Annotated in this window: 17 protein-coding genes; 10 read left to right on the top strand and 7 right to left on the bottom strand. The window is 67.7% G+C overall.

Going from position 1 to position 22,734, the window contains the following annotated elements; genetic code table 11:
* Positions 1–295: 295 nt before the first annotated feature.
* Entirely contained in the window at positions 296–1,003 is a 708-nt protein-coding gene (locus VF167_04255) for a CsgG/HfaB family protein (protein ID HEX6924612.1), read from the top strand.
* 32 nt (positions 1,004–1,035) lie between these two features.
* Here the strand turns inward: VF167_04255 and VF167_04250 are convergent, their stop codons facing one another.
* From VF167_04250 to tssK (VF167_04225), 6 genes are all read right to left on the bottom strand, one after another.
* Positions 1,036–2,409 carry an FHA domain-containing protein gene (locus tag VF167_04250; protein HEX6924611.1) on the bottom strand — a complete coding sequence of 458 codons (1,374 nt, stop codon included), beginning with the start codon at positions 2,407–2,409 and terminating at the stop codon, positions 1,036–1,038.
* A gap of 42 nt (positions 2,410–2,451) precedes the next feature.
* Entirely contained in the window at positions 2,452–4,131 is a 1,680-nt protein-coding gene (locus tag VF167_04245) for a protein kinase (GenBank protein ID HEX6924610.1), read from the bottom strand.
* Positions 4,128–4,727, bottom strand: a complete 600-nt coding sequence (locus tag VF167_04240) for a hypothetical protein (protein HEX6924609.1) — start codon at positions 4,725–4,727, stop codon at positions 4,128–4,130. Before VF167_04240 ends, VF167_04245 begins: the two co-directional genes overlap by 4 nt.
* Positions 4,727–8,128: an ImcF-related family protein gene (locus VF167_04235; GenBank protein HEX6924608.1), complete on the bottom strand. Its 3,402-nt coding sequence runs from the start codon at positions 8,126–8,128 to the stop codon at positions 4,727–4,729. Before VF167_04235 ends, VF167_04240 begins: the two co-directional genes overlap by 1 nt.
* 40 nt (positions 8,129–8,168) lie before the next feature.
* Entirely contained in the window at positions 8,169–8,912 is a 744-nt protein-coding gene (locus VF167_04230) for a DotU family type IV/VI secretion system protein (GenBank protein ID HEX6924607.1), read from the bottom strand.
* 82 nt (positions 8,913–8,994) lie between these two features.
* Complete coding sequence (gene tssK, locus VF167_04225) at positions 8,995–10,320, bottom strand: type VI secretion system baseplate subunit TssK (GenBank protein HEX6924606.1); 1,326 nt, start codon at positions 10,318–10,320, stop codon at positions 8,995–8,997.
* A gap of 215 nt (positions 10,321–10,535) precedes the next feature.
* On the opposite strand from tssK (VF167_04225), the gene VF167_04220 reads away from it, so the two are divergent.
* On the top strand, positions 10,536–12,587 hold the full coding sequence (locus tag VF167_04220; protein ID HEX6924605.1) for a hypothetical protein: 2,052 nt from the start codon (positions 10,536–10,538) through the stop codon (positions 12,585–12,587).
* A 7-nt stretch (positions 12,588–12,594) separates the two neighbouring features.
* On the opposite strand, the gene tssK (VF167_04215) is transcribed toward VF167_04220, so the two are convergent.
* Positions 12,595–13,947, bottom strand: coding sequence for a type VI secretion system baseplate subunit TssK (gene tssK / locus VF167_04215; GenBank protein HEX6924604.1), 1,353 nt, complete (start codon positions 13,945–13,947; stop codon positions 12,595–12,597).
* Positions 13,948–14,290: 343 nt separating this feature from the next.
* On the opposite strand from tssK (VF167_04215), the gene tssB reads away from it, so the two are divergent.
* The 8 genes from tssB (at position 14,291) to tssG (ending at position 22,732) form a co-directional block, all read left to right on the top strand.
* Positions 14,291–14,815, top strand: coding sequence for a type VI secretion system contractile sheath small subunit (tssB, locus tag VF167_04210; protein ID HEX6924603.1), 525 nt, complete (start codon positions 14,291–14,293; stop codon positions 14,813–14,815).
* Complete coding sequence (gene tssC, locus VF167_04205; protein ID HEX6924602.1) at positions 14,802–16,283, top strand: type VI secretion system contractile sheath large subunit; 1,482 nt, start codon at positions 14,802–14,804, stop codon at positions 16,281–16,283. The genes tssB and tssC overlap by 14 nt, the downstream gene beginning before the upstream one ends.
* Before the next feature lie 96 nt (positions 16,284–16,379).
* Positions 16,380–16,862, top strand: coding sequence for a type VI secretion system tube protein Hcp (locus VF167_04200; protein ID HEX6924601.1), 483 nt, complete (start codon positions 16,380–16,382; stop codon positions 16,860–16,862).
* 21 nt (positions 16,863–16,883) lie between these two features.
* The gene (locus tag VF167_04195) at positions 16,884–17,594 is read left to right on the top strand and encodes a type VI secretion system accessory protein TagJ (protein HEX6924600.1); all 711 of its coding nucleotides are present in this window, start codon (positions 16,884–16,886) and stop codon (positions 17,592–17,594) included.
* 12 nt (positions 17,595–17,606) lie between these two features.
* Positions 17,607–19,424: a type VI secretion system protein TssA gene (gene tssA, locus VF167_04190; GenBank protein HEX6924599.1), complete on the top strand. Its 1,818-nt coding sequence runs from the start codon at positions 17,607–17,609 to the stop codon at positions 19,422–19,424.
* Entirely contained in the window at positions 19,421–19,906 is a 486-nt protein-coding gene (gene tssE, locus VF167_04185) for a type VI secretion system baseplate subunit TssE (protein ID HEX6924598.1), read from the top strand. The genes tssA and tssE overlap by 4 nt, the downstream gene beginning before the upstream one ends.
* Positions 19,899–21,737, top strand: a complete 1,839-nt coding sequence (gene tssF / locus VF167_04180) for a type VI secretion system baseplate subunit TssF (protein HEX6924597.1) — start codon at positions 19,899–19,901, stop codon at positions 21,735–21,737. Before tssE ends, tssF begins: the two co-directional genes overlap by 8 nt.
* Positions 21,719–22,732, top strand: a complete 1,014-nt coding sequence (tssG, locus tag VF167_04175; GenBank protein ID HEX6924596.1) for a type VI secretion system baseplate subunit TssG — start codon at positions 21,719–21,721, stop codon at positions 22,730–22,732. Before tssF ends, tssG begins: the two co-directional genes overlap by 19 nt.
* Positions 22,733–22,734 lie beyond the last annotated feature (2 nt).

Raw genomic sequence — 22,734 nt, 5'->3', positions numbered from 1 at the left:
TAGCCGAATCAACGACCCCAACGGCCGCACACGTCACCTCTGCGACCTTTCCTGACCGGACCTCGATCGTCTCCTCTCTCGTCATCGTTCGTGGCTCGTGCTGACCTACGCGCACTGATCCTCCGACAAGATGTCGATACCATCGGCAGGTCCCGGCTGCGGTGGTGATCCCTTCGTCGCAGAGCGGCCGATAGGCGAAGTGGGCGAGAACGCGATCGCTGCCCATCGGAGAAGAAGGATCGTCATCGGAACGGAAGGTTGATCGGCCGCTACGACTTCCTCAGGGGAGGCTCACATGCATTGCAACTGGACTCGTCGGGTTGTTCTTGCGCTTCTGCTGTTGCCCCTGGCCACCGTGGAGCTGTTCGCTCAAGCGACGGACACGCGGCCCGGCGTGGCGGTCTTTCCGTTTACGAATGGCGGATCATTCGGTCCGGATCGGGAGGACCTCGCGCCACTCGAGGTGGGTATCCAGCAGCTGATGCTGACGGAGCTGGCGCAGAACACAAACCTGCGTGTGGTGGAGCGGAGCCAGCTGAGAGCCATCCTCGAAGAGCAGGGGCTGGTGCGCACCGGGCAGGTGGACCCCGGCACGGCGGCTCGCATCGGTCGCCTGGTCGGCGCCCGCTATGCCGTAACCGGCGTCTTCATGGACCTGTATGGGAATTTCCGGCTCGACGGACGGATCATCAACGTGGAGACGGGGGAGGTGATGCAGCCGGTGGAGCTGCGGAACCGGAAGGAGAATCTCTACGAGATGCTGGTCGACTTCGCGAATGAGATCACCGAAGGAATCGACCTACCTCCGCTCGAGGTCGCCCTGGTCCAGGAGCGCCGCTCGCGCGAGATCCCACCCGAGGCGGTGACCATGTTCTCCCGCGCGCAGGTCTTCCAGGACGGAGGCCGGCAGGAGCAGGCCATCGAGCTGTATCGGCAGATTGCCGAGCGGTTCCCCGAGATGACCGAGGCGAGGGAGGCGCTTCGCCAGCTGACTGGAAGTTGAGGTAGATTGCGCCTGCGGCCAGGCGAAAAAAATCAAAACACTTCTGTGAGCAAGCGCTCTGCTGCCGCCGCCGGCACGGCGTAAACAGAATGCCCATCGGGCTCGGCCCGCCCTCCAAAGACGATCGCCACCACGTCGCCGTTGGCGTCCAGCACCGGACTGCCACTCGCCCCTACGGCCCCGTAGCCCTGCACCCTGAACCGGGTCGGCGAGGTCTCCTGTATCACCCCGGCCGAGAGCAGAGGTCGGGCGTAGCCCACCGTGAGATCCGGATCCGCCACGGCGCCTCCGTGCGGGAATCCGATCATGGCCACCGGGCTACCGGGTGGCAGCGTATCGCCGCGCAGGTTGAGACCGTGAACGACCGGGACTCGCCCCAGAATGTTGTCCACCTTGACCAGGGCCAGATCCGCGTCGGACACGGCCAGCAGCCGGGCTGGCCACACCTGCTCGGAATCCGAGAACTGGACGGCGATGCGGCGCGGCCGCAGCACACCCTGGGCGTCGACCATGACATGACGGCTGGTCAGCAGGGTGGCGTCCGGGCGGATGGCGAAGGCCGTGGCAGTTGCGACCTCTCCGCTCTCGTACTCGACGAAGATGCGAGCAACCGCGTGCCGGTTGCGATCCTGGATGAGCTCGAAGTCGAGGCCCGCCGCGACCTGCCGGTTGCGCAATCCGGTGCTCTCGGCGAGCAGCTCACGCCGCAGCCCCTCGGCTTCGCCGATATTGCCGCGCGACTCAGCGGCCGCGATCGCCTCCTGGAGCTCCTGGATGCGCAATTCCGAAGCGCGCAGGGAGCTGGTGAGCGCGCTCAACTGCTGCTCCAAACTCTCGATCGCCCGGCTGCCCGCGGAGTGCAGGCTGTCGATCTGCAGTCGCATCGCCGTGCGCTCTCGATCCCAGGCGGCGCGCTGACGATCGCCAAGGAAGAGAATCGTTCCCACGACTCCGGCGGCCACCACCACGAGCCCGATGGCCGCTGCGCGATAGCGGCGGGTCCGGCGAACCAGCTCGATTCGCAGACGCTCCACGGTTGAGGGGCCGCGGGAGTCCCTTGCCGCAGGACTCGCCGCGGCGAACCCGGTCAAGGAGGCGCGATCGGTGGCGAACTGTACCGTGGGGCCCTGCACGCCGAAGGTGATCCGATCCCCGTTCCTCAGACGGAGATCCTCCCTCACCGGCCGGTCGTTGACGAAGGTCCCGTTCCGGCTGCCGAGGTCGCGAATGTACCAGTTGCCGTCTTCGTAGAAGAGCAATGCATGCCGAGCTGACACTGCCCGGTCGGAAGCGGGGTCGAAGCGAAGATCGACCTCGGGGTGCCGTCCTACGGAGATCGCTCGCTGCGAGAAGCTCAGCGTCTCGCCCGCGCGCGCTCCCGTGAGGATTCCGAGCTGTGCGTCCAAAGGGAGTCTCCGAATCGTGCCGGGAAATGGGGGCGGTGGAGGTCAGTATCCGCGGAGGAGCTGCTGGTAGAGATTCAGCTCGGTCCGGTACGGGTCGTAGTCAGGGCGAAGATCGACGGCGCGCTGCAGCCAGGTCACGGCCTGCGTCGTGTCGCCCAGAGCGATCAGGCTGTTGCTAGCGACGTACGCCGCCAGCGCCCGATGTTCACTCGGGATCGTCCGGTCGTTCCAGGCATCGGCCGCGCGCTGGTGAATCTCCCGGAGCGCGGGTCCGCTCGAGCCGGGGTCCATCGTTCGCTCCAGCATGGAGAGGAGCTCGTCCTGCGAGGGCGAGGCAGATACAGCGGTCGACGGTTCCGCCGGCGCGCCCTCAGCCCTCGCCTCTTCCGGTGGATTTCCCGCCGGCTCTGCCGCCACGGAGGTAGTCTGCCGGGTGCCTTGAGCACTTGGAGCAGAGCCGAGTGCGGCGGTATCGGCTTCCGGTTCGGCCGGACTGCCGGAGGCTTCGTCCTCGGCTGTCGACACCGGATCGCTGTATTCGACCATCGGCGTCTGCGGAGACGGCGTGTCAGTCGCGAGCTCCTCGCCTCCCTCTCCTCCCTCCCCTCCGAAGGCGAAGAGGCCGAGGGCCACCAGCGCCACCGCCGCGGTGGCCCCTCCGCCCCACAGCAGGACCAAGCGCCGCCGCCCGTCAGTCTCCGATGAATCGGTGCGTGAGCGCTCCGTCTCGCGCGTCGAGGCACTTGTGTCGCCGCGCGGCGCCGAACGCCGATCCCTGACGACCGGGGAAACCGCGGCAGCGACCTCCTGCGCGAACTCGGCGGCCGTTCGCTGGCGGTCTTCCGGCTTCCGCTGCAGCGCGCGGCGAATCGCCATCTCGAGGGCGAGCGGAAAGGACGCCCCGGGAAGGCCGCCGGCGAGGCTCATCGGCTCTTCGGTCAGGCGCTTGACCATCAGGTCCTGCGTGTCCTGAGCGGCGAACGGAAGCGTGCCTGTCAGCATGCGGTAGAGTACCAGCGCCAGCGAGTAGACGTCGCTCCGTCCGTCGAGACGATCGCCGATGAGTTGCTCGGGGCTCATGTACTCGGGCGTGCCCACCACGAATCCCATTCGCGTGACCTCTTCGCCCTCCCCCTCCTGCGAACCCTTCGCGATGTCGAAGTCGACCACCTTGACCTCCAGGCCCTGCCGCCCCTGCACGACCATGATGTTGGCGGGCTTGAGGTCTCGGTGGACGATCCCCACCTGGTGAGCGGCGTCGAGCGCCTCGGCCACCTGGATGGCGATCTTTACCGCGGTATCGACGGGCAGCCTCGTCTCGCGGTTCAGCAGGTCGCGCAGCGTCTCGCCCGGCACGAACTCCATCGCCACGAACTGGATACCATCCGCCGTGTCGCTGTAGTCGTAGATCGTGCAGATGTTCGGGTGCCGGATCATCGACACGTTGCGGGTCCCGCGGACGAAGCGGGCGATCGCATCGGGGTCGCTGGCGAGCTGATCGCGGAGGACCTTGATCGCGTCCTTTCGACCAATCTTCAGGTGCTCGCCCAGGTACACGGCGCCCATGGCCCCTTCGCCGAGCTTTCGCAGGATGCGATAGCGGCCGGCGAGCACGCGGCCTACCAGGTCGCCCGAAGTCGAGGCGTCGGTCTCCGCGCCGTTGGCCAGCGTAGGCGGCAACTCGGGGCCCTGCGGGCCGGTCTGTTCGTGATGGGTGGTCATTCAGAATGCTTCGATGCGTATAGCGGCCGGCTCTCGATGAGGGCCGCTCCCGCGCAACCGGCTGCCCGTTCGCTCCGCTCGGTGAATCGCACCGGCCCCTCGAAGCGCGCGACCTGCACCAGCGCCAGCGGATATGCGTCGCTGCTGAAGCCGCCGCAGCCTCGCACGGTGCGGACGATGACCTGCATCACCCGCTCGCGCTCGCCGGTCGCGGTCACCTCGTCGTGGATGCCCACGCTATCGACGCGGACCACATCGTCCGGCTTCATGCGCCCGGCCGCGACCAGCAGCACCATTGCGCGGTCGAACGCAACCGTCGGCATCGGCGGGGGCGAGGACTGGGTCGAGGTGGCACGGCGCCAGGTGCGCTCGAATTCCTCCGCATCGCGGATCACCACCCGCAGAGAATCCTGGATGCCGCCGCTGTTGTCGTAGTAGAGCAGGGCGGTAGGCGCGAGCGGCGCGGGCGGTGGCGGGCCAGCGGGAGCTTGCGTTCCTCCACTGCGCCGGCAGGCCGGCAGGACGAGGGCGATGCCGAGCAGAAGGAGGAGCGAGCGAAGCTTGTAGCTGGCCATGGAGGCAGTGAGCGATCGCATCAGCGGAGAATCTGAGATACGCAGCCCAGCCGGAGCTGGCCGGGCGCGAAGATCGGCACACGCGACGCGAAGGTCAGCGTGGCGGTCAACTCGCCGGGAGCTTCGGCGAGAAGCCAGCGCAGGCGGTACTGCTGGGCACCCGTCTGCTCCCAGCTCGCAAGGTGCAGGAGCCGAAGCAGCGCCCACGGCCCCTCGCTGCCTTCCAGCAGCGTGGTCTCCACCCCGTCCACCACCTTGGTCACGCGTACGGTGCGGGCGCGGGCTCCATCCCAGACGTAAGTGTGCGCGGCCGGCATGGTTCGCGTGAACGCATGCGTCTGCCCGTCGATCGTGACGCGCACCTCAGGGAGGTCGTTCGAGGTCGAGACCTGGAGCGCGAAGCGCACGGTGGGCGATTCGGCCCCGTCCGGGAAAAGAGCCTCGGAGATCCGGGCAGCCCGGTTGAAGAACGCGGTGAAGGCCTCCGTCGGGCGGGGCTCGGCGGCAGGAGGCGCGGCATATTGGTTCCCCTGCGGTATAAGGAGCTGACTCAACTGCTCCTCGTAGAAGCTCCACAGACGGCTGTTGGGGCGCCCGAGTAGTGCACTGAGGTCGTCGATGGAGGCTGGCTCTACCGCCCGCTCGTCGAACGGATACCTGGCTTCGAGGGCGCGGAAGGGGGCACAGAAGCTTGCCCCCGCCGCGTTCACCTGCGCGGTCGGGAGCCCGCGCACGAGCCCTCGGGCGGCAACGACCGGTGACTCCAGCAGTCGCTGCACCTGGTTCCCCACCAGCACGGACCTCCCTTCCGTCCTGAAGCCCTGGGTCAGCTCGCTCACCCTCAGGTCGAGCTGCTGGACGCTCATCTGCGCCTGAGCCAGCGCCTCCGTGCGGTCCGGTCCAGTCGCGTCGGCGACCTGTGCCATGGCCGACTGGAGCGAAACGAGTCCGCCCATATAGGGCGCGTTCGCGTCGTTGATGTAGCTGTCTGACTCACCGGGCGGAATGACAGCGTAGACCGGCTGGAAGAGCTGGCGCAACACTGTACTGTCCACCGAGGTGTGGCGAGAGGCCAGGGCGATCAGCTGCAGGAGCGGCGACTGGTTGCTCGCGAGCAGATCCAGCTTCCGCGCTGCATCAGCAGGCCCGGAGAAACCGGCCACGGAAGCGGATTCCAGGAACTGCTGCCAGGCGTCCGCATAGTCGGTCACGTAGCGAGTGCGCAGGTCGGCCGCCAGCCGCTCGCGGTCGGAGGGGGCGATGGCGGCGCGCTCGCCCAGGACCCAATCCTCGCGGGTGAGTAGCCGATCGAGGTCGGCGAGGATCGAATCCACCCGTGCCCAACCCGCTTGCGTGAACTCGGCCGGCACCGCCTGAGAGCTCTGGACCACCGCGCTCGCCTGGGGATACAGCTCCGCGAAGCGGATCGGCTCTCCAGCGCGGGCTGCTTCGGAGAGGAGCGCCCGGTAGAACGGCTCCACCCCGGTGAACTTCGCCAGGAACTCGCGCGCCGCGATCACCACTGGCTCGCTCGGCTCCGCCGGCAACGGGTGTCCGAGGGGCAACTCGCGGGCGAAGAAGTCGAACTGGCGGCTCGTCAGCTCGCGACGAGCCGGGTCGAGGCTGTCGCCGAACCTCCACTCGCGGAGCAGGACCGGCGTGAGGATCTCGGGAGTGCTCTCCTGCGGATGACTGGTCGTGACCAGGTATGCGCGCAGCGCCTCGTAGATCCTGGAGTAGTCTTCGGTTGCCTGCGGCTGATCCGGCAGCGACTGGAGTGTGGCGAGCAGATCGCCACGGGTGGTTCCCCAGAGCAGCTCGGTGAAGCGGTCAAAATAGACCTGGCGCAGCGGCAACCGCGCCTTGTCGCCCGTGTACAGCCCCCAGCGGAGGCGGAGAGGCGGCCTACCTCGCAGGTGGTCGCTGAGTCGATCGACCGTGGCGCGCAGGGAGTCGAGGCGCACCAGCGAGGGCTCCGGGGGAGCCTCGCCGACCGCGGCCGCCAGCGGTCGGACCGCCTCCAGCGCATCGCGACCCCGGGCCAGCAGCGCCCGGTTGTTCACGTACGACACCGTGAACCCGGTGGACAGCACCAGCAGCAGCACCGCCGCGGCGGCGAGCAGGCTGCGGCGCAGCAGGTCCACCCGACGGCCGCCTGCGGTGAGCGCGTGGGCGCGCTCATCCGCGAGGATCACCTCGGGGAAGAGCCGGCGCAGGAAGACCCAGTCGGGCACACGACGGCCCCCGGAGGGTCGTGCCGCCGGCTGCGGCGCCGTGAGCGACGGGATGCCGAATACGCCCGTCGCCTCCAGAGAAATCCGCTGCTGCGGCTGGGGAGAGGCGGCTGGCGTGTCGCTGACGATCACCGGTCGAACGCCCGCGAAGTAGAACCCCCGGAGAAAGGGGTTCATGCCGAGCTGGCTGGGCCGGCACAGCTCGGTCAGGAACAGCGACGCGGCCTCGGTGAGCTTGCGAATCTCCCGTGGAAACTCGTAGGCGCCCCCACGATCCGCCTCGCGCTGCTCACGGGGAAGCAGCTCGAGGCGTCGCGCCGCCAGGTAGCCGAAGATGTTGCCGAAGGCGGTGCGGAGCCGGTGCGCCTGATGGTCGGCGTAGTCGCCAGGGGTCACCTCCGCTAACGGCAGAGTAGCCCCCAGGAGCTCCTGGGTCTCCTCCCGCGTCATCCCACGCACATACTCCTCGAAGTGGGGGATGCGGTCGGCCTTGGTGAAAAGCGCGTAGACCGGGAGTCGAACGCCCCACTGGCGCGCGACCTCGGCGAGCGCATCTCGCAGCTGGGTGGCCGACGGCGCCGCTCCACTACCGGATGTCTGGAGGAGGTCACAGCTCACGCAGGCGACCGCCACGCGCGGGGGCTGTTTGCCTCTGCCGAGTGCCGCGGCCAGCCGTGCCGGTCGCAGGCCCTGCAGCAGCCTACGCCAGCGTTCCGCATCGCCCGGCACCTTCCCACCCGCCTCCACGATCAGGCCACCCCGAGCGTACCAGATGTTGACGGCTTCGGTGGGTGCGACTCCGGCTGGGCCGGAGGTCTCTCCCGCGAGCAACTCGGCTCCAAGCCCCGATTGGAGAACCGAGGTCGTCTTGGCGCAGCCGGTCGGGCCGATCACCAGCGTGACCGGGAGACGTCCCGGTTTACCCTTTGAGATCCCCGCCTTCTTCAGACGCTCGCGGGCGGCGGCCAGGAGCAGCTCGACGTCGCTCTGCCCCTTCTTCTTTGCCGTCCGTGGTGCGAGCTGCAGGTAGAGCAGGAAAGCGGCGATTCCGCCCAGTAGCAGCATCCCGACCCAGAGGAGGACGCGATCGGCGCCGTTTATGGGGAGGAGCCAGTCGAGAACCACGGCCAGCAAGAGAAAACCCGCCAGCGTCACCAGCGCGGCAATCCAGGCCTTCCGAGTCTTCATGTCGTCGCCGACAGGGCAGCAGAGGTCGGTGTCAGGGAGGTCACTGTCGGAGCAGCTCCGTTGCCAGGTCGCGGAGATCGTTGACCTGCCCTCCGAGGGAGAGCCGGAACACGACGTAGAGCACGACGGTGATCAGCAGCAGCGCCCCGACGAAGAGCAGTAGCCGTCTCAGCCATGGATCCCGTAGCTCGGGCAGGCGGTCGTCCTGCGGCAGCGCGGCGATCGGCGAGAGCGCGCCCGGACGGCCGCGAATTCTCTCGATCTTCTGATGAACTGCCTGCAACCGTGTGCGGAGTCCGCCATCGTCGACGGCGCCATAGCGGCCGCGGAATCCGAGCAGCATGCAGAGCTGAAACACCTCGAGCAGGTCCGCGAGGTCTTCCGAATCGGGGCGGGCGAGCAGCTCATCGAGGTAGTGGAAGAAGAGCTCGCCGCCGCGATGATCGCCGAACAGCTCTTCCTGGAGCGGCTGACGCGCCCAGTTGGCGAACATCGGTTGGCCGGAGTTGAGGACCGACTCGTCGAGAAACGCCACATAAGCGTAGACCGCCAGCTTCACATCGGCGGGATCGTAACCCTGGGCACGAGCCTCCTGGTCGGCGCGCGCAATCAGGTGCTTGATCTGGGTGCGGAAGGCCTCACCGTCGGAGGCCACCTGCCTGTTCGCGCGCAGCCGGGCACCCGCCGTCAAGGGCTCTTGCAGCGCAAGCGCAAGCGCGCCGCGGCGGGTCGTCGCGGGAGGCGTCGATCGATGCTGGAGGGTCGGTGGGGCGACGGTCGACATAGAGTCTGGGAAGGCGGAAAAGAGGAGGGGGGCGTCGCCGCGTCAATATACCGGGGCGACGGGCGCCGGACCACCCCGTCCCTCAAACATGTAAGGTCACGATAATCTCCAACTCAGGTTCCGCGAGCGCTGCGGGCACGTACAGCCCCACCTCCCGGGTGTCCACGATGGAGGTCCAGCAGGGCCCGGTGCGGGGGATGGAGAAGTACTCCGTGCCTGCCCTCGGCGCAGCCCCGGGTGGAGGTGAGAGTACGTGCTTCGGGATCAATCCGGGAATTGCCTCGCGCACCAGACGGTCGATGTGCCGTGCCGAGCAGATGTTCACCAGCCGGGGAACAGCACCGGCCAGCTCTGCCGGATCCAGGCGGGACCGCACCGCGAGGTACCAGTCGCAGTTGCCGAACGCCCGCGGATCCGTAACAGTAGCCGCGTAGAACGCCTCGGCTACCGGCCGCACCGGGATGCGAATGGTGTTGGAGGGAGCTACCACGTCCAGCAGCTCAACGATGCGGCGCATCAGGTCTCCGAACGACTCCCACGGCCGCGCGTGATCGTAGGTCGGCAGGTCGCGCGGATGGGCGTGCATGGAGAAGGTGCAGAGTGCTCCCGCCAGCCGTGCTAGCTCAGCAAAGAGTGCGGCCGGATGCGCCTGCCGCAAGCGCCGATAGTGGCCGAGCGTTCCGAGGCTTTCGTGGAGCGTGTGGGCCAGCCAGTGGTCGGCCACCTCCGTCTCCGGCGATCCGCTCGCCTCCGCGAGCGATGCTGCGCGGGCGGAGAGCTTCTCCATCAGGGAATCGAGCGCCGAGAGCAGGCTCGAGCTCCCCCCGATCCGGAGCAGCGGCGGAATGAAGGCCTGATCGTAGACGAAATGACCGGAGCCGTCTCGCCGCACGCGCGCTAGCGGGAGGGTGACGAGATCCTCGGATACCTCGGCGTCGAGGAGAAGGCGGAAGTTCTTGCGGGCGATCAGCACTTCCCGCGTGTCGACGCCGCCCGCCTCATCCACCGCGAGCTTGGTCGCCGAGGCGAAACGTACTCCGGCCGTTTCCGACTCCCCCGAGGAGAGATTCGGCCGCCCCTCCACGAACGGGGGGATGGCCAGCAGCACGAGATGGCTGTCCCGCGTGGGGGAGAAGAGCTCGCGAATCGGGAGCGGGCTCGGAAGCGGATCTTCCGGAAACTGGAACGGGAGGCCGTCCGGCATCAGGCCGCGTGCGTGTACCAGCGCAACGGTGTCGTTCCGGAGCGCCTCGGCGTCGAGCTCGTAGCCCGCCAGACCCCAGGTCTCCGGCGCCAGCGAGGTGGCGACGAAGCGGATGAGCTCCTCGAAATATCGGCTCTGCGCCTGGAAGTGGTGCTGCGACAGGTGCATGCCTTCATGCCAGACGACACGGCCGAGCGAGCTCACGACAGGACGATCGGGTTCGAGGATGGGCCGGATAGCGACGAGCGTGGAAGGTCGCGGACAGTCTCCAGATACACGACAGTCGTTTGCGCCGTGGTTAGGCCAGGTGTAGAGTTGCAAGGATGGGCAGCCCACCCGAATGATACGGGCGAGGCCAGCCATGGGCCAGTGAAGCTTGCCGCCACCGAACAGCCTCTCCGCTCGTTTTCCGCCCCGCCATGAACCGCACCGAGCTCGAATCGCGCTATCCCCTGATCCGACCGGTCGTCGAGGGGTCGCAAACCTACCTCGCGCGCAGCAGGACCGGAGCGATCGTGATGGTGCATTTTCTCGACGCCTCACTCGCGGCCTGGCGGGGTGGCATCCTTACGCGGCTCGGCGAGATCGATGTCGATCGCCGCGAGCGAATCCTGGAGGTGCTGGATGTCGACGGGAGAGCGGTGGTGGTGACCCGCTTCCTGATGGACTTCCGCACCTTCGACGAGTGGCTGGGGCCGGCCGCCGCGCCGGCACCGCCGCCGGCGACGGACGAGTTCGAGCGGCTCTTCGGCCGCGCCGTGGCCCCTCCCCTGGACGCCCTGGCGGACGAGGGCGCGGGGAGCTGGAGCCGGGAGCGGAATGTCGAGCCGGCCGCCGCGTCGATCGACTTCGACCTTCCGCCCACCCAGGTGCCCCCGTCCAGCGCTGCGGCGGCCCCACCGCCGTCCGGTCCTGCGGCCGGGGCGACCCCGCAGCCCTTGCGACCGGCGGATCCAGTCTCCCCGACCACGCCGGCCTCCCCGACGGAGGCGCCCTCGAACATGCAGTCGCCGTCGACCGGTGCACCACCGGTGGCGCGAGACCCCGATTCGGCGCCCCCGGCTACGGCTGTTGGGCATGCTTCTCCGGCGTCGGACGACCCTGCGCAGGAAGGCCCCGGCGAGTTCACCCGACTCTTCCGTGCGGCAACGCCGCCCGACCCCGCTGCGGCGGCGCCACCCGCCACACCAGGGGAAACGCCCATCACATCGGGGTCAGTGCCTACCACCCCGGGTGCAACGCCCTCTACCCAGGGGTCGCAACCCACGACCCCCGTCCCTCCTGTGGGCGCGCCCTCCGCGTCCACGCCTCCAGAGCGAGGCACCCCGACCGCGGAGGCCGGCGGGCAGGAGGGACCGGGTGAGTTCACGCGGCTCTTCCGCGCCGCGACCCCGCCAGACTCCGCGGCGGATGCGTCGCCCACCAGCCTGGGTGCCCCACCCGCCAGCTACGGGGCGCCACCCCACGCTCCGGGGGCCAGCACACCGGTGTCCCAGCCCGATGCCCCTGCCCCTACTGCCGAGGCGTCTGAAGCGGCCGCGCCTCCGCAGCGGGGCGCCTCGGCCGCGGAGTCCGCCGCGAGGGAAGGTCCTGGCGAGTTCACCCGGCTCTTCCGCGCGGCGACACCCCCCGCTGCGTCGGCGGAGGTGCCCCCTGCCACACCCGGGGCAACACCCACCCCGACGGTATCGCCGCCCGTCACCCCGTCCCTCCCCGCGGAGCCGCCGCGTGTAGCCGGCTCGCCGCCACCTGTGGAGGCGGGGCCCGCGCGCCCCCCGGTCGCCGGACCGCCGACCACCCCTCCGCCGGCGCCCCCGGCGTCGTCCCCGCATCCGGGCGCGGCGTCGCAGGCGCCCTCGGGGCAGGGGGAGTTCACCCGCATGTTCCAGAAGCTGAGCGGAACACCCACGCCCCCCGCGCCACCCGCGCACCCCCCGCTGACCCACCCCGCGGGAGGTGCCGCTCAGCCACCGGCCTGGCCGCCTTCGCCCCTGGGCGACGACAGCTACCGCGAGCGCCTCCACGGCAGTGCGCCTCCTCCCCCGCCGCCACCGCCATCGCCCGCTCCGTCGGCGCAGAGCGCGGCCCCGCCACGCCACCCGGTCGATCCCGAGCTGCCGCCGCTCCCTGCCGAGATGGCGCCGCCCGCCCCACCGCCGCCTCCGCCAGCGGGCGAATATACCCGCATCATCTCGGCGCAGACGCCTGTGCCGCCGGTGGCACCCCCGCCTGTCAGCTCTCCGCCCCCGGCGCCTCCGACACAACCGGCAGCGGGGGCCGCTCTCGCCCCGGATTCATCTCGCAAGGGAACGCATCCGGGGATCATCGTCGGCCTGGTGCTCGTCGCGATCCTGGCGATTGCGCTCGTACTCTACCTCGTGCTCCGCACCGCCCTCGCCCCGAATACGGGGGAGACGCTACCCGACTCCCTGCCGGCGGCGGAGGCCCCCACTGCCGCGCCTTCCGGCTGAGCCGCGCTCAGCCGGAAGGCAGCAGGACGACCAGCTCCAGCTGTGCCTCCGGGAAGTCCGCCGGAACGTACGCGGCCAGATTGCGCGCCGTGCGGATCGCGTCCCAGTCGCTCCCGGTGCGCTCGAGCTGGAAATACTGGTAGTCGAGCTTGATCGGCACGCTTCCCGGGGGCGTCGCCAGGTATCGCATGGGGAGACCCGGGAGGGCGTGGCGGATCAGCCGCTCGATCTGGTCTCCCGAGCTCAGCTTCACCAGCTGCGGGGCGCGGCGCGCCACCTCCTCCGCAGAGGCTTCGCAGCGAATCCCTAGGAAGAGCTGGGTGCCCGCGAAGAGCCGCTCCTCGTCGAGTGCGGCCGCGTAGACATGGGTTCCAGTGGAGCGCAGCGGAATCACCACGTGGTGGATCGGCACCACCGTCTCGAGCAGCTCCCGGATGATTGCGTCGAGTCGCCCGAAGCACCCGCCCAGGTCGTCGTGATCGTATCCGGGAAGGTCGCGCGGATGATAGCGTTGCGAAAAGGTGGTCAGCGCTCCGCCCAGGGCGAGCAGCTCGCGAAAGAGGGACTCCGGGTGCGTGCGGCGACTCTCGGAGAGGTGACGCACGACCGGCAGGTGGCGATTGATGGTGTAGAGCAGCCAGAAGTTGGCGACGTCGGACGAGCCAAAATCGGCCAGGCCGCGGTTCCGCTGCCGACGGGTTCCCGCCAGCGTGCTGCTGCGGGCGGAGAGAATCTCCAACAGTCGCCGCGCCAGCGTTACCAGGTAGCCGCTGGCCGCAACGTCGAGAACCGGCGGCACGTAGTGCGGGTCGAGCTGCGGCGTGCCTGCCTCGGAGCGGATCACTCTCGCCACCGGCAGCAGCGAAAAGCCTTCCAATGCTTCCCCTTCCGCCAGCAGCTGCAGGTTCCGGCGAGCGAGCTGGAGCGGCTTCTCTGCCAGGCCGGTATTCTCGTCCCTGCGCAACACGGCCTCCGCCACGAAGCGTGTGCCCTGTCCCTCCGAACGCATGGCGACGTTCTGCGCGCCCTCCCGCAACTCGGGGACGGCCAGGTACAGCTGCATGCTCTGCTGGTCGGGCCGCCAATGATCCTGGAACGGCTTGGGCGGAGGCGGCTGGTCGGACTCGGGGATGAGGAAGGGCAGCCCGTCCGGGAAGAGGCCCGAAGCCGAGCGGATGGCGAGCGACCCTGCAGCCAGCGATTCCTGATCGATCTCCAGGCGCGTGAACCCCCAGGGAGCGTGCCGAAGCACGCCGAGCTGGAAGGCGACCAGGGCCTCGAGGTAGCCGTCCTGAAGCTGCAGGTGCTGCGGGTTGAGAAGGACTCCCTTCGTCCACAGCACCTTCTGCAATGGCCGCATGGGCAGCTCCGGAATGTCGGGATCAAACGATGAGGCAAGTGGGCCGGGCGGCGCGTGGCGCGGTCGCCCCGCTGTGGGACAACCCTAAACCTTGGGCCGCCGGCCCCCGCGCGGCAAGGGTATCCCGACAGCGATTTCTTGACATTCTGTGCGCAGCTCCCTAACCTGTACCACCCTGGCCCTTCGGGGTTCGGGATGCCGGCGCGTGACGCCAAGCCCCACCTGCGTCACCACGTATCTCCAAGTAGCTGACCGCCCGCCATCCCGTCTCGACCTCGAATCCGACCAGTTTTACACCTCGTTCAACCCGCCAAACGATCACCCTCCAGACAGGAGTCTGTGAATGGCCGAGAGCGTAAACGCGAAACTCGAGCGAGTCCGCGCTCCTCGGGTGCACATCAAGTACGAGGTAGAGACCGGCGGTGCCATCGAGATGAAGGAGCTTCCCTTCGTCATGGGCGTCCTCGGCGATTTCACCGGGCATCCGGAAGAACCCCTCGCCAAGCTCAAGGAGCGCAAGTTCGTCGAGGTAACGCCGGACAATTTCGACGACGTGCTGAAGAGCATGCGTCCCCACCTCTCCCTCACCGTTGACAATCTGCTTTCCGAGGACGCCGACGCTGGCAAGCTCGCGGTCGATCTGCGCTTTGAGAGTCTCGACGACTTCTCGCCGGAGCGGGTCGCACAGCAGGTGGAGCCGCTGCGTAAGCTTCTCGAGCTGCGACAGCAGCTGGCGGATCTGCGCGGCAGTCTCCAGGGGAACGAGAAGCTCGAGGAGATTCTGCAGGCGACCCTGGCCAGCGAGGAGGATCTCGCGAAGCTGAAGGCGGAGATTACCCCGGAGGGAGGGACCGATGGCGAAGAGTGAAGCTGAGCTGCAGCAGGCGACCGAGACCACAGAGCTGAGCCTGCTCGATCAGATCGTCGAGCAGGGGCGCTTCGGCACGGAGCCCGCCGCTCGCGAGCGCGGCAGGAATCTGATCAAGAGCTTCGTCGACGAGGTGCTGAAGGGCGAGATCCGCATCGCTCCCGACACGGAAGCGATGATCAACGCCCGCATTGCGCAGCTGGATCACCTCGTCTCGATCCAGCTCAATGAGATCATGCACCACCCCGAATTCCAGCAGCTGGAGGCGGCCTGGCGGGGGCTGAAGTATCTGCTCGACAACACGGAAACGAGCACGATGCTGAAGATCAAGGTGTTCAACGCCTCCAAGAAGGAGCTGCTGCGCGACCTGCAGCGCGCCCCCGAGTTCGACCAGAGCGCTCTCTTCAAGAAGGTCTACGAGGAGGAATTCGGAGTGTTCGGTGGGGCTCCGTTCGGGGCACTCATCGGCAACTACGAGTTCGGCAAGTCGGGACAGGACATCGAGCTGCTCGAGAAGGTCTCGCAGGTCGCCGCGGCGGCGCACGCGCCGTTCCTCGCGGGCGCGTCGCCGAGCATGTTCAATCTCGAGAGCTTCACCCAGCTCGACGCCCCGCGTGATCTCGCCAAGGTATTCGATACCACCGAATACGCCCGCTGGAAGACCTTCCGGGACAGCGAGGACAGCCGCTACGTGGGGCTCACCGCCCCCCGCATGCTCCTTCGCGAGCCGTACGGGCGTGATACGGTACCGGTGGAGGCTTTCGATTACGATGAGAAGGTCGACGGGACCGACCACGACCGGTATCTGTGGGGGAACGCCGTCTGGGCGCTCGCCGCGCGTATCACCAACTCATTTGCGAAATACAACTGGTGTGCGACCATTCGCGGCGTGGAGAGCGGAGGATTGGTGGAGGGGCTGCCCGTCCACAACTTCCGCACTGATTCAGGTGAGCTGATCATGAAGTGCCCGACGGAGACCCCGATCACGGACCGTCGGGAGAAGGAGCTCGCGGATCTGGGCTTCATTCCGCTGGTGCACCAGAAGGGGACCGACAAGGCCGCGTTTTTCAGCGTCCAGTCGTGCCAGAAGCCGAAAGTGTACGACAAGCCTGCCGCGACTGCAAACGCCCGCGTGTCTGCGCAGCTCCCCTACATCTTCGCCGTCTCTCGCTTCGCCCACTATCTCAAGGCGATGATGCGGGACAAGATTGGCGGCTACAGCTCGCGAGACCAGATGGAGCAGTTCCTGAACAACTGGATCGGCAACTACGTGGTCACGAACGACAGCGCCAGCTTCAGCGTCAAGGCGGAGAAGCCGTTGAAGGAAGCCCGTGTGGACGTGATGGAGATTCCCGGCAAGCCGGGAGCCTACCGTGCCGTCGCCTTCCTGCGGCCCCACTTCCAACTCGACGAGCTGTCCGTATCGATGCGCCTCGTCGCGGACCTTCCGCCGCCGGCTCAGGCGTAGCGCCCCTCGGAGTGATTGCGGGGGGGCAGCCGCCCGCCCGCAATCACTCCTTGTCGTGCAGTTCCATCCCTTCACTCCATCACGGGAGAAACGGTCATGGCAGTCGACATGTTCCTCAAGCTGGGCGACATTCAGGGCGAGTCCAAAGACAAGACTCATAAGGACGAGATTGACATTCTCGCTTGGAGCTGGGGAGCCAGCAACGCGGGAAGCTTCCATACAGGGGGCGGCGGTGGCTCCGGCAAGGTGAATGTCCAGGACCTCTCCTTCACCAAGTACGTCGACCTGGCGAGCACCGAGATTTTCCTCGCTTGCTGCAATGGCAAGCACTTCCCCGAGGCGACGCTGGTCGTACGCAAGGCGGGCGAGACGCCCCTCGAGTACCTCACGATCCACATGGCGGACGTGCTCGTCACGTCCTACTCGACCGGTGGCAGCGGTGGTGAGGACCGGCTTACGGAGAGCGTCACGCTGAACTTCGCCAAGGTGAAGATGACCTATAAGGAACAGGCGCCGAAGGGTGCGCAGGCCAAGGCACCGTCGGTTTCGTGGGACATCGCCGCGAACGCTCCGGAGTGATCTCGGACTCTGCCTCTCGCTATGAACGCGCAGCAGCTTTACGAGCAGGGAAGGCTTTCCGAAGCCATCCAGGTGCTGGGAGGAAACCTTCGACAGGATCCGACGCTCGTGCGCGAGCGGACCTTCCTGTTCGAGCTCCTCTGCTTCGCCGGCGAGTTCGATCGCGCCGAGAAGCAACTGGACCTGATCGCGCAAACCAGTCGGGAGGCGGAAATGGGGGCGCTGCTCTACCGCAGCGCCCTGCACGCGGAACGCACGCGGCAGCAGCTCTTCCTGGACAATCGTGCCGCTTCGGGCTCTCCCGCGCCGGAGCGGCTGTCCGGAACTCTCAACGGAGAGCCCTTCTCCTCGATCTCCGATGCCGACCCGCGGATCGGGGCACGGTTGGAGGTTTACGCCGCGGGCCAGTACACCTGGATTCCCTTCGCGCAGATCGCTTCCGTGACCGCGCCTCTCCCACAGCGGTTGCGCGATCTGTTATGGATCCCCGCCGTAGTCAGACCAGGCGAGTCCTTCACCCGCGCCGAGCTGGGTGAAGTCCTCGTCCCCGCCACCACTCCCCTTGCCTGGCGCAGCTCCGACGAGGAGGTGCGCCTCGGCAGGGTCACCGACTGGGAGGAGCTTCCGGACGGTACCGTCGTTCCGATCGGCCAGAAGCTCCTCCGAGTCGACGATGAGCTCGTTCCCATCCTCGAGGTGCGCGAGCTCGTGATCAACTCCCCGGAAGCGTAAAGCCCCGAAACGATGCCGTTGGAAGCCGCGGAGTTGCTGGAAGCGATCCCGGGGGAGAACCCCGGGGGCGAATACCTGCGCTACGATCCGGTCTACGATCAGATCCGAGTCGCCAGGACGGAGGAGGCGGACCTCCCCAGCGGCGAGTGGGAGCGCGAGCGGAAGACCGCCGACTACGGCCTCGTCATTCGACTTGCGACTCAGGTCCTGCGGGAACGGTCAAAAGACCTCCAGATAGCCGCGTGGCTGGCGGAGGCTCTGCTGAAGCAGGAGGGCTTCGGGTCGTTCGCCGCCGGCCTGGACCTCATTCGAGGGCTGCTGGAGAATTTCTGGGATCACCTGCACCCCGAGCTGGAGGACGGCGACGCGGAGATGCGGGCCGCTCCCCTCGTCTGGCTCGGAGGGTACCTCGGTCCCGCCGTGCGCACCATGCCGGTGGTTCAGGAGGGCTACGACATGGCGGCGTACCGCGACTCGCGTGTGGTGGGCTACGAGGAAAACGCCACCACCTACGAGGCGCGCGACGCCCGTAACGCGGCGATCGCGGCCGGCCGGCTCACCGCCGAGGAGTTCGACGCGGCTTTTGCGGCGACTCCCAAGACGTGGTACCGGACGCTGATCCAGGGGATCGACCAGGCCTCGGAATCGCTCGCTCAGCTGGAGCGCGTGAGCGACGAGCTATTCGGCGTCGATGCGCCCAACTACAGCTCGCTCGCCGATGCGTTGCGCGAGGTCCGCCAGGTGGCCAGCGAGCTGCTGGACCGGAAGCTGGAAACCGATCCCGACCCGGTGGTTGTCGAACCGGAGGTGGTTACCGAGGCTGTGGTGGCTCCGCTGTTCGACGCCGAAGCGACAGGCGGCGGAACGATCGACGCTGCCGCTGGCCAGGTCGCGAGCCTGGCCGCTTCTCCCGCCATGGCCCCCGTCGGCCGCGCTGGCGCCGAAGCGAGCATTGCGGCGGCCGCGCGGCTTTTGCGCCGCGAGAATCCGGCCGATCCCGGCCCCTACCTCATGCTGCGAGGTCTCCGCTGGGGCGAGCTGCGCGCCGGTGGGGACGGGGTGGAACCGACACTCCTCGCCGCGCCCCCGACCGAGTTGCGCTCTCGGCTGAAGGCATTGCTCCTCGAGGAGCAATGGCCCGAGCTGCTGGAAGCGGCCGAGGAGGTCATGGCCACCCCGTACGGCCGCGGCTGGCTCGACCTTCAGCGCTACGTGGTCACTGCCACCGATGCCCTCGGCGACGACCACCTCGTCGTGGGACGGTTGATCCGGGGTGCGCTGGGCCAGCTTCTGGCCGACATCCCCGAGCTCCCCTCGCTGACCCTCGCCGACGACACGCCCACCGCCAACGCGGAGACGCGGGCCTGGCTGCGCGCTGAGGGATTGCTCCCGGAGAGCGCTCCCGCGGAGGAAGACGGGCCTCCACCTCCGCCGCGCCGCACGCGGTTCGATCCGCTTGCGCGCGCTCGGGAGCTGGCAAAGGCCGGTCGTCACAACGACGCGGTCGACCTTTTGATGCGAGAGGCGGAGCAGGAGCGCAGCCAGCGCGGACGATTCCTGCGGCGCATGGAGGCGGCGTCCATCCTGGTCGAGGCGGGGCAGCCAATGGTGGCGCTGCCGATCCTGGAAGAGCTCTCCGAGACGATCACCGAGCACAACCTGGAGACCTGGGAAGAGGCGGGGATCGTGGCGCGAGCGCTGGGGCTCCTCTACCGGGCCAATGTGGATATCGACGGCGACACCTCGTCAGTGCAGCACCTCTTCGTCCGTGTCTGCCGCCTCGATCCGATCCAGGGTATGCAGATTGGACGGGGATCACCTGAGCAATGAGCACCGGCCCGGAGCCCACCCTTCGCCTCTCGGTGATCGACCGGCTGATCCAGCCCGCCGATTGGGAAGCGGGCTCTTCCTGGGTCGGGTCGGTGGAGGCGCTGAAGCAGTCGCTGGTCCGCGACCTCGAATGGCTTCTCAACACTCGCCGGATCTCGGAGCCGGCTCCCGAGGCGTACCGGGAGGTCCAGCGGTCCGTCTATCACTTCGGGCTGCCGGACGTCAGCTCACGCAGCGCCGACTCGCCCGACGCCCTGCAGGCCCTGGCTCGTGACATAGAGGAGTGCATCCGTCTCTTCGAGCCCCGCCTCGCCGACGTGAGGGTGACGATACACCCGGCCGAGGAGAAGGGATCGCGCCTTGCCCGCTTCGTGATCGAAGCCCTACTGAGAATGGAGCCGAACCCCGAGCGCGTGGTCTTCGACACGGTGCTCGAAACCGCCTCCGGAAAGATCTTCGTGAACGGAGGCGACGGTGCGTGACGCCCTGCTTGCCCGCTACGAGGAGGAGCTGAGCTTCCTCAGGCGGACCGGCGCCGAGTTCGCCCGCCGCTACCCGAAGGTGGCGTCCCGGCTGCTGCTCGAGCCGACCAAGTGCGATGATCCGCACGTTGAGCGCTTGCTGGAGGGCTTTGCTTTCCTTGCCGCGCGGGTGCAGCTCCGTCTGGAGGACGACCTGCCGCAGTTCAGTGAGGCGCTGCTGGACGTCGTCTATCCACATTACGTCCGTCCGACCCCCTCGATGTCGCTGGTGCAGTTCCAGCTCGACGAGGAACAGGCCAAGCTCCCGCGCGGGCTGGAGGTGCCCGCGGACGCGCTTCTCCACTCGCGTCCGGTCGGCGGCGTTCCCTGCCGCTTTCGCTGCAGCTACACGACCCGACTCTGGCCCGTGGAAGTGGAAGCGGCGCGGTGGTCGGTTCCCTACCAGCTCGATCCGCCGCTGGCGACCAGAGGTGCGGTGGCGGCGCTGAAGGTGGATCTCCGCGCTCCCTCCGATTTCGGGTTCGACAAGCTGGAGATCGACGAGCTACGCCTGCACCTCAGCGCCGAGCCAAACCTGGCGACCACGCTGTACGAGCTGCTGTGCAACAACTGCCTCGAGATCGTCATTCGAGATCGCACGCCGGACAGCTCGGCTCCGGTCGTGAGCCTGCCACCCAGCGCGTTGCGGCCGGTAGGCTTCGCACGCAACGAAGGGATGCTTCCGTCGGAAGGCCGCACCTTCGTCGGCTACCGCTTGCTGCAGGAGTATTTCACCTTCCCGGGCAAGTTCCTCTTCCTCGATCTGACCGGCTTCGAGCGGGTGCGCGCCGCCGGTTTCGGCTCGCGGATCGAAGTGGTCTTCCTGATCTCCAGCTTCGAACGAAGTGAGCGCCGGGCGATGCTCGAGGCGGGCGTTGCGGCCGACACGATCCGCCTGAACTGCGCTCCGATCGTCAACCTCTTCCCGCAGGTCTCGGAGCCCATTCTGCTGGATCATACTCGCGAGGAATACCTCCTCGTCCCGGACTTGAAACGGCGAAGCAACACGGGGATCTATTCGATCGAAGAAGTGGTCGCGACCACGCCCGACAGTGCCTCTCCCATTCGCTTCGAGCCCTTCTACTCCATGGGGCATGCGAGGCGCGGCACGGCTGAGCGCTACTGGCATGCGCGCCGGAAGCCGGTGCATTGGCGCGCGGACGAGGGCACCGACGTGTACCTCTCCTTCGTGGACCGCACCGGCGCCATCGCCCGGCCCAACGCCACCGCGGTTACCGCGCGACTGCTTTGCCACAATGGCAACCTCCCTAGCCGCCTTCCCTTCGGAAACCCGGCGGGAGACTTCGAATTGCCGGGCGGCGGTCCCATCCACCGGATCGTGGCGCTCGTCAAGCCCACCGAGGCACTCCAGCCGGCGCTCGGAACCGCTCAACTGTGGAAGCTGATCACCCAGCTCTCGCTCAACTACACTTCGCTGGTCTCCGGCGGCCCGGAGCCGCTCAAGCAACTTCTAAGGCTTCACAACGTGGGCGAGACCGCCGCGGGTGAGGCGCAGATCTCGGGGATCGTCGACGTGCGAAGTGCGCCCACCCACGCGCGGGTGGAAGGGGAGTTCGGGCTCACTTTCGCCCGGGGGCATCGGGTGGAGATCGATTTCGACGAGGAGCACTTTGCGGGGGGAGGCGTCTACCTGCTGGCTTCAGTGCTGCACCACTTCCTGGCCCTCGCCGTCTCCATGAACAGCTTCTGTGCGGTCACCGCCAGGTCCCGCCAGAGGCGCGGTGTGCTGGCGGAGTGGGCGCCACGAGCGGGATGGAAGACGCTGCTCTAGCGCGGCGCGCGCTCGAGGAGGCGCTACGGGAAGATCCCAGCGCCTTCGGGTTCTTCCAGGCGGTTCGCCTGCTGGAGGAGCTGAGGCCGGATCGGGAGCCGGTCGGCCACTTCGTGGATCCGTCCCGGGAGGTGGTGCGCTTCAGCGCCCATAGGAGCATCGCGTTCCCTCCCGGCGAGATCCATTCGCTCGATTGGGACGACTCAGGACCTGCGTCGATGCGGGTGAACTTTTTGGGGCTGATCGGGCCTCAGGGAGTTCTGCCTCATCACTACACCGAGCTCACCATCGAGCGAGGCAGGATCCGGGAGTCGCCCCTCGGCGACTTCCTGGATCTGTTCCACCACCGGATCCTCTCCCTCTTCTACCGGGCGTGGAAGAAATACCGGGTGGCGGTGGAGGTGGGGAAGGAGGGCGATGCCCTTCGAGAGCATTTGCTGGACCTGGTGGGGATGGGGCTTCCGGCGACCCGCGAAGGCCTGCCCTTCGAGGAGGAGGCGCTCGTTTTCTATGCTGGTCTGCTCGCCGCGCCGCAGCGAAGCGCCGTGGCGCTGGAGCAGCTCCTCGAGGACTATTTCGGCGTGCCCGTCCAGGTGAGTCAGTTCGAGGGAGGATGGTACCCGCTGCCGGAGCACGATCTCTGTGCCCTCTCCGAGGACGGAACCGGCCCCTCTTCCTGCCTGGGGCGAGGCGCGGTAGTCGGGGACGAGATCTGGGATCCACAGAGTCGCGTCCGCATCCGTATCGGACCACTCCCGTTCGATCAGTACGAGCGCTTTCTCCCCACTGGTGATGCCTACGCGCGGCTGCGCGAGCTGACCCGCTTCTACGGCCGCGACGAGTACGAATTCGAGCTCCAGCTCGTGCTCGCGGCGCAGGAGGTTCCCGGCGTCGTCCTGGGTGACGACACGCATCGCCAGCCACTCGGGTGGGCGACCTGGATCCGGTCGGCGGAGTTCTCTCGCGACGCGGACGACACAATCCTCAAGCTTTAGCG

This window comes from Longimicrobiaceae bacterium, assembly GCA_036375715.1.
Lineage (GTDB): Bacteria > Gemmatimonadota > Gemmatimonadetes > Longimicrobiales > Longimicrobiaceae > DASVBS01.
This window is presented reverse-complemented; position numbering and strand designations above follow the sequence as displayed.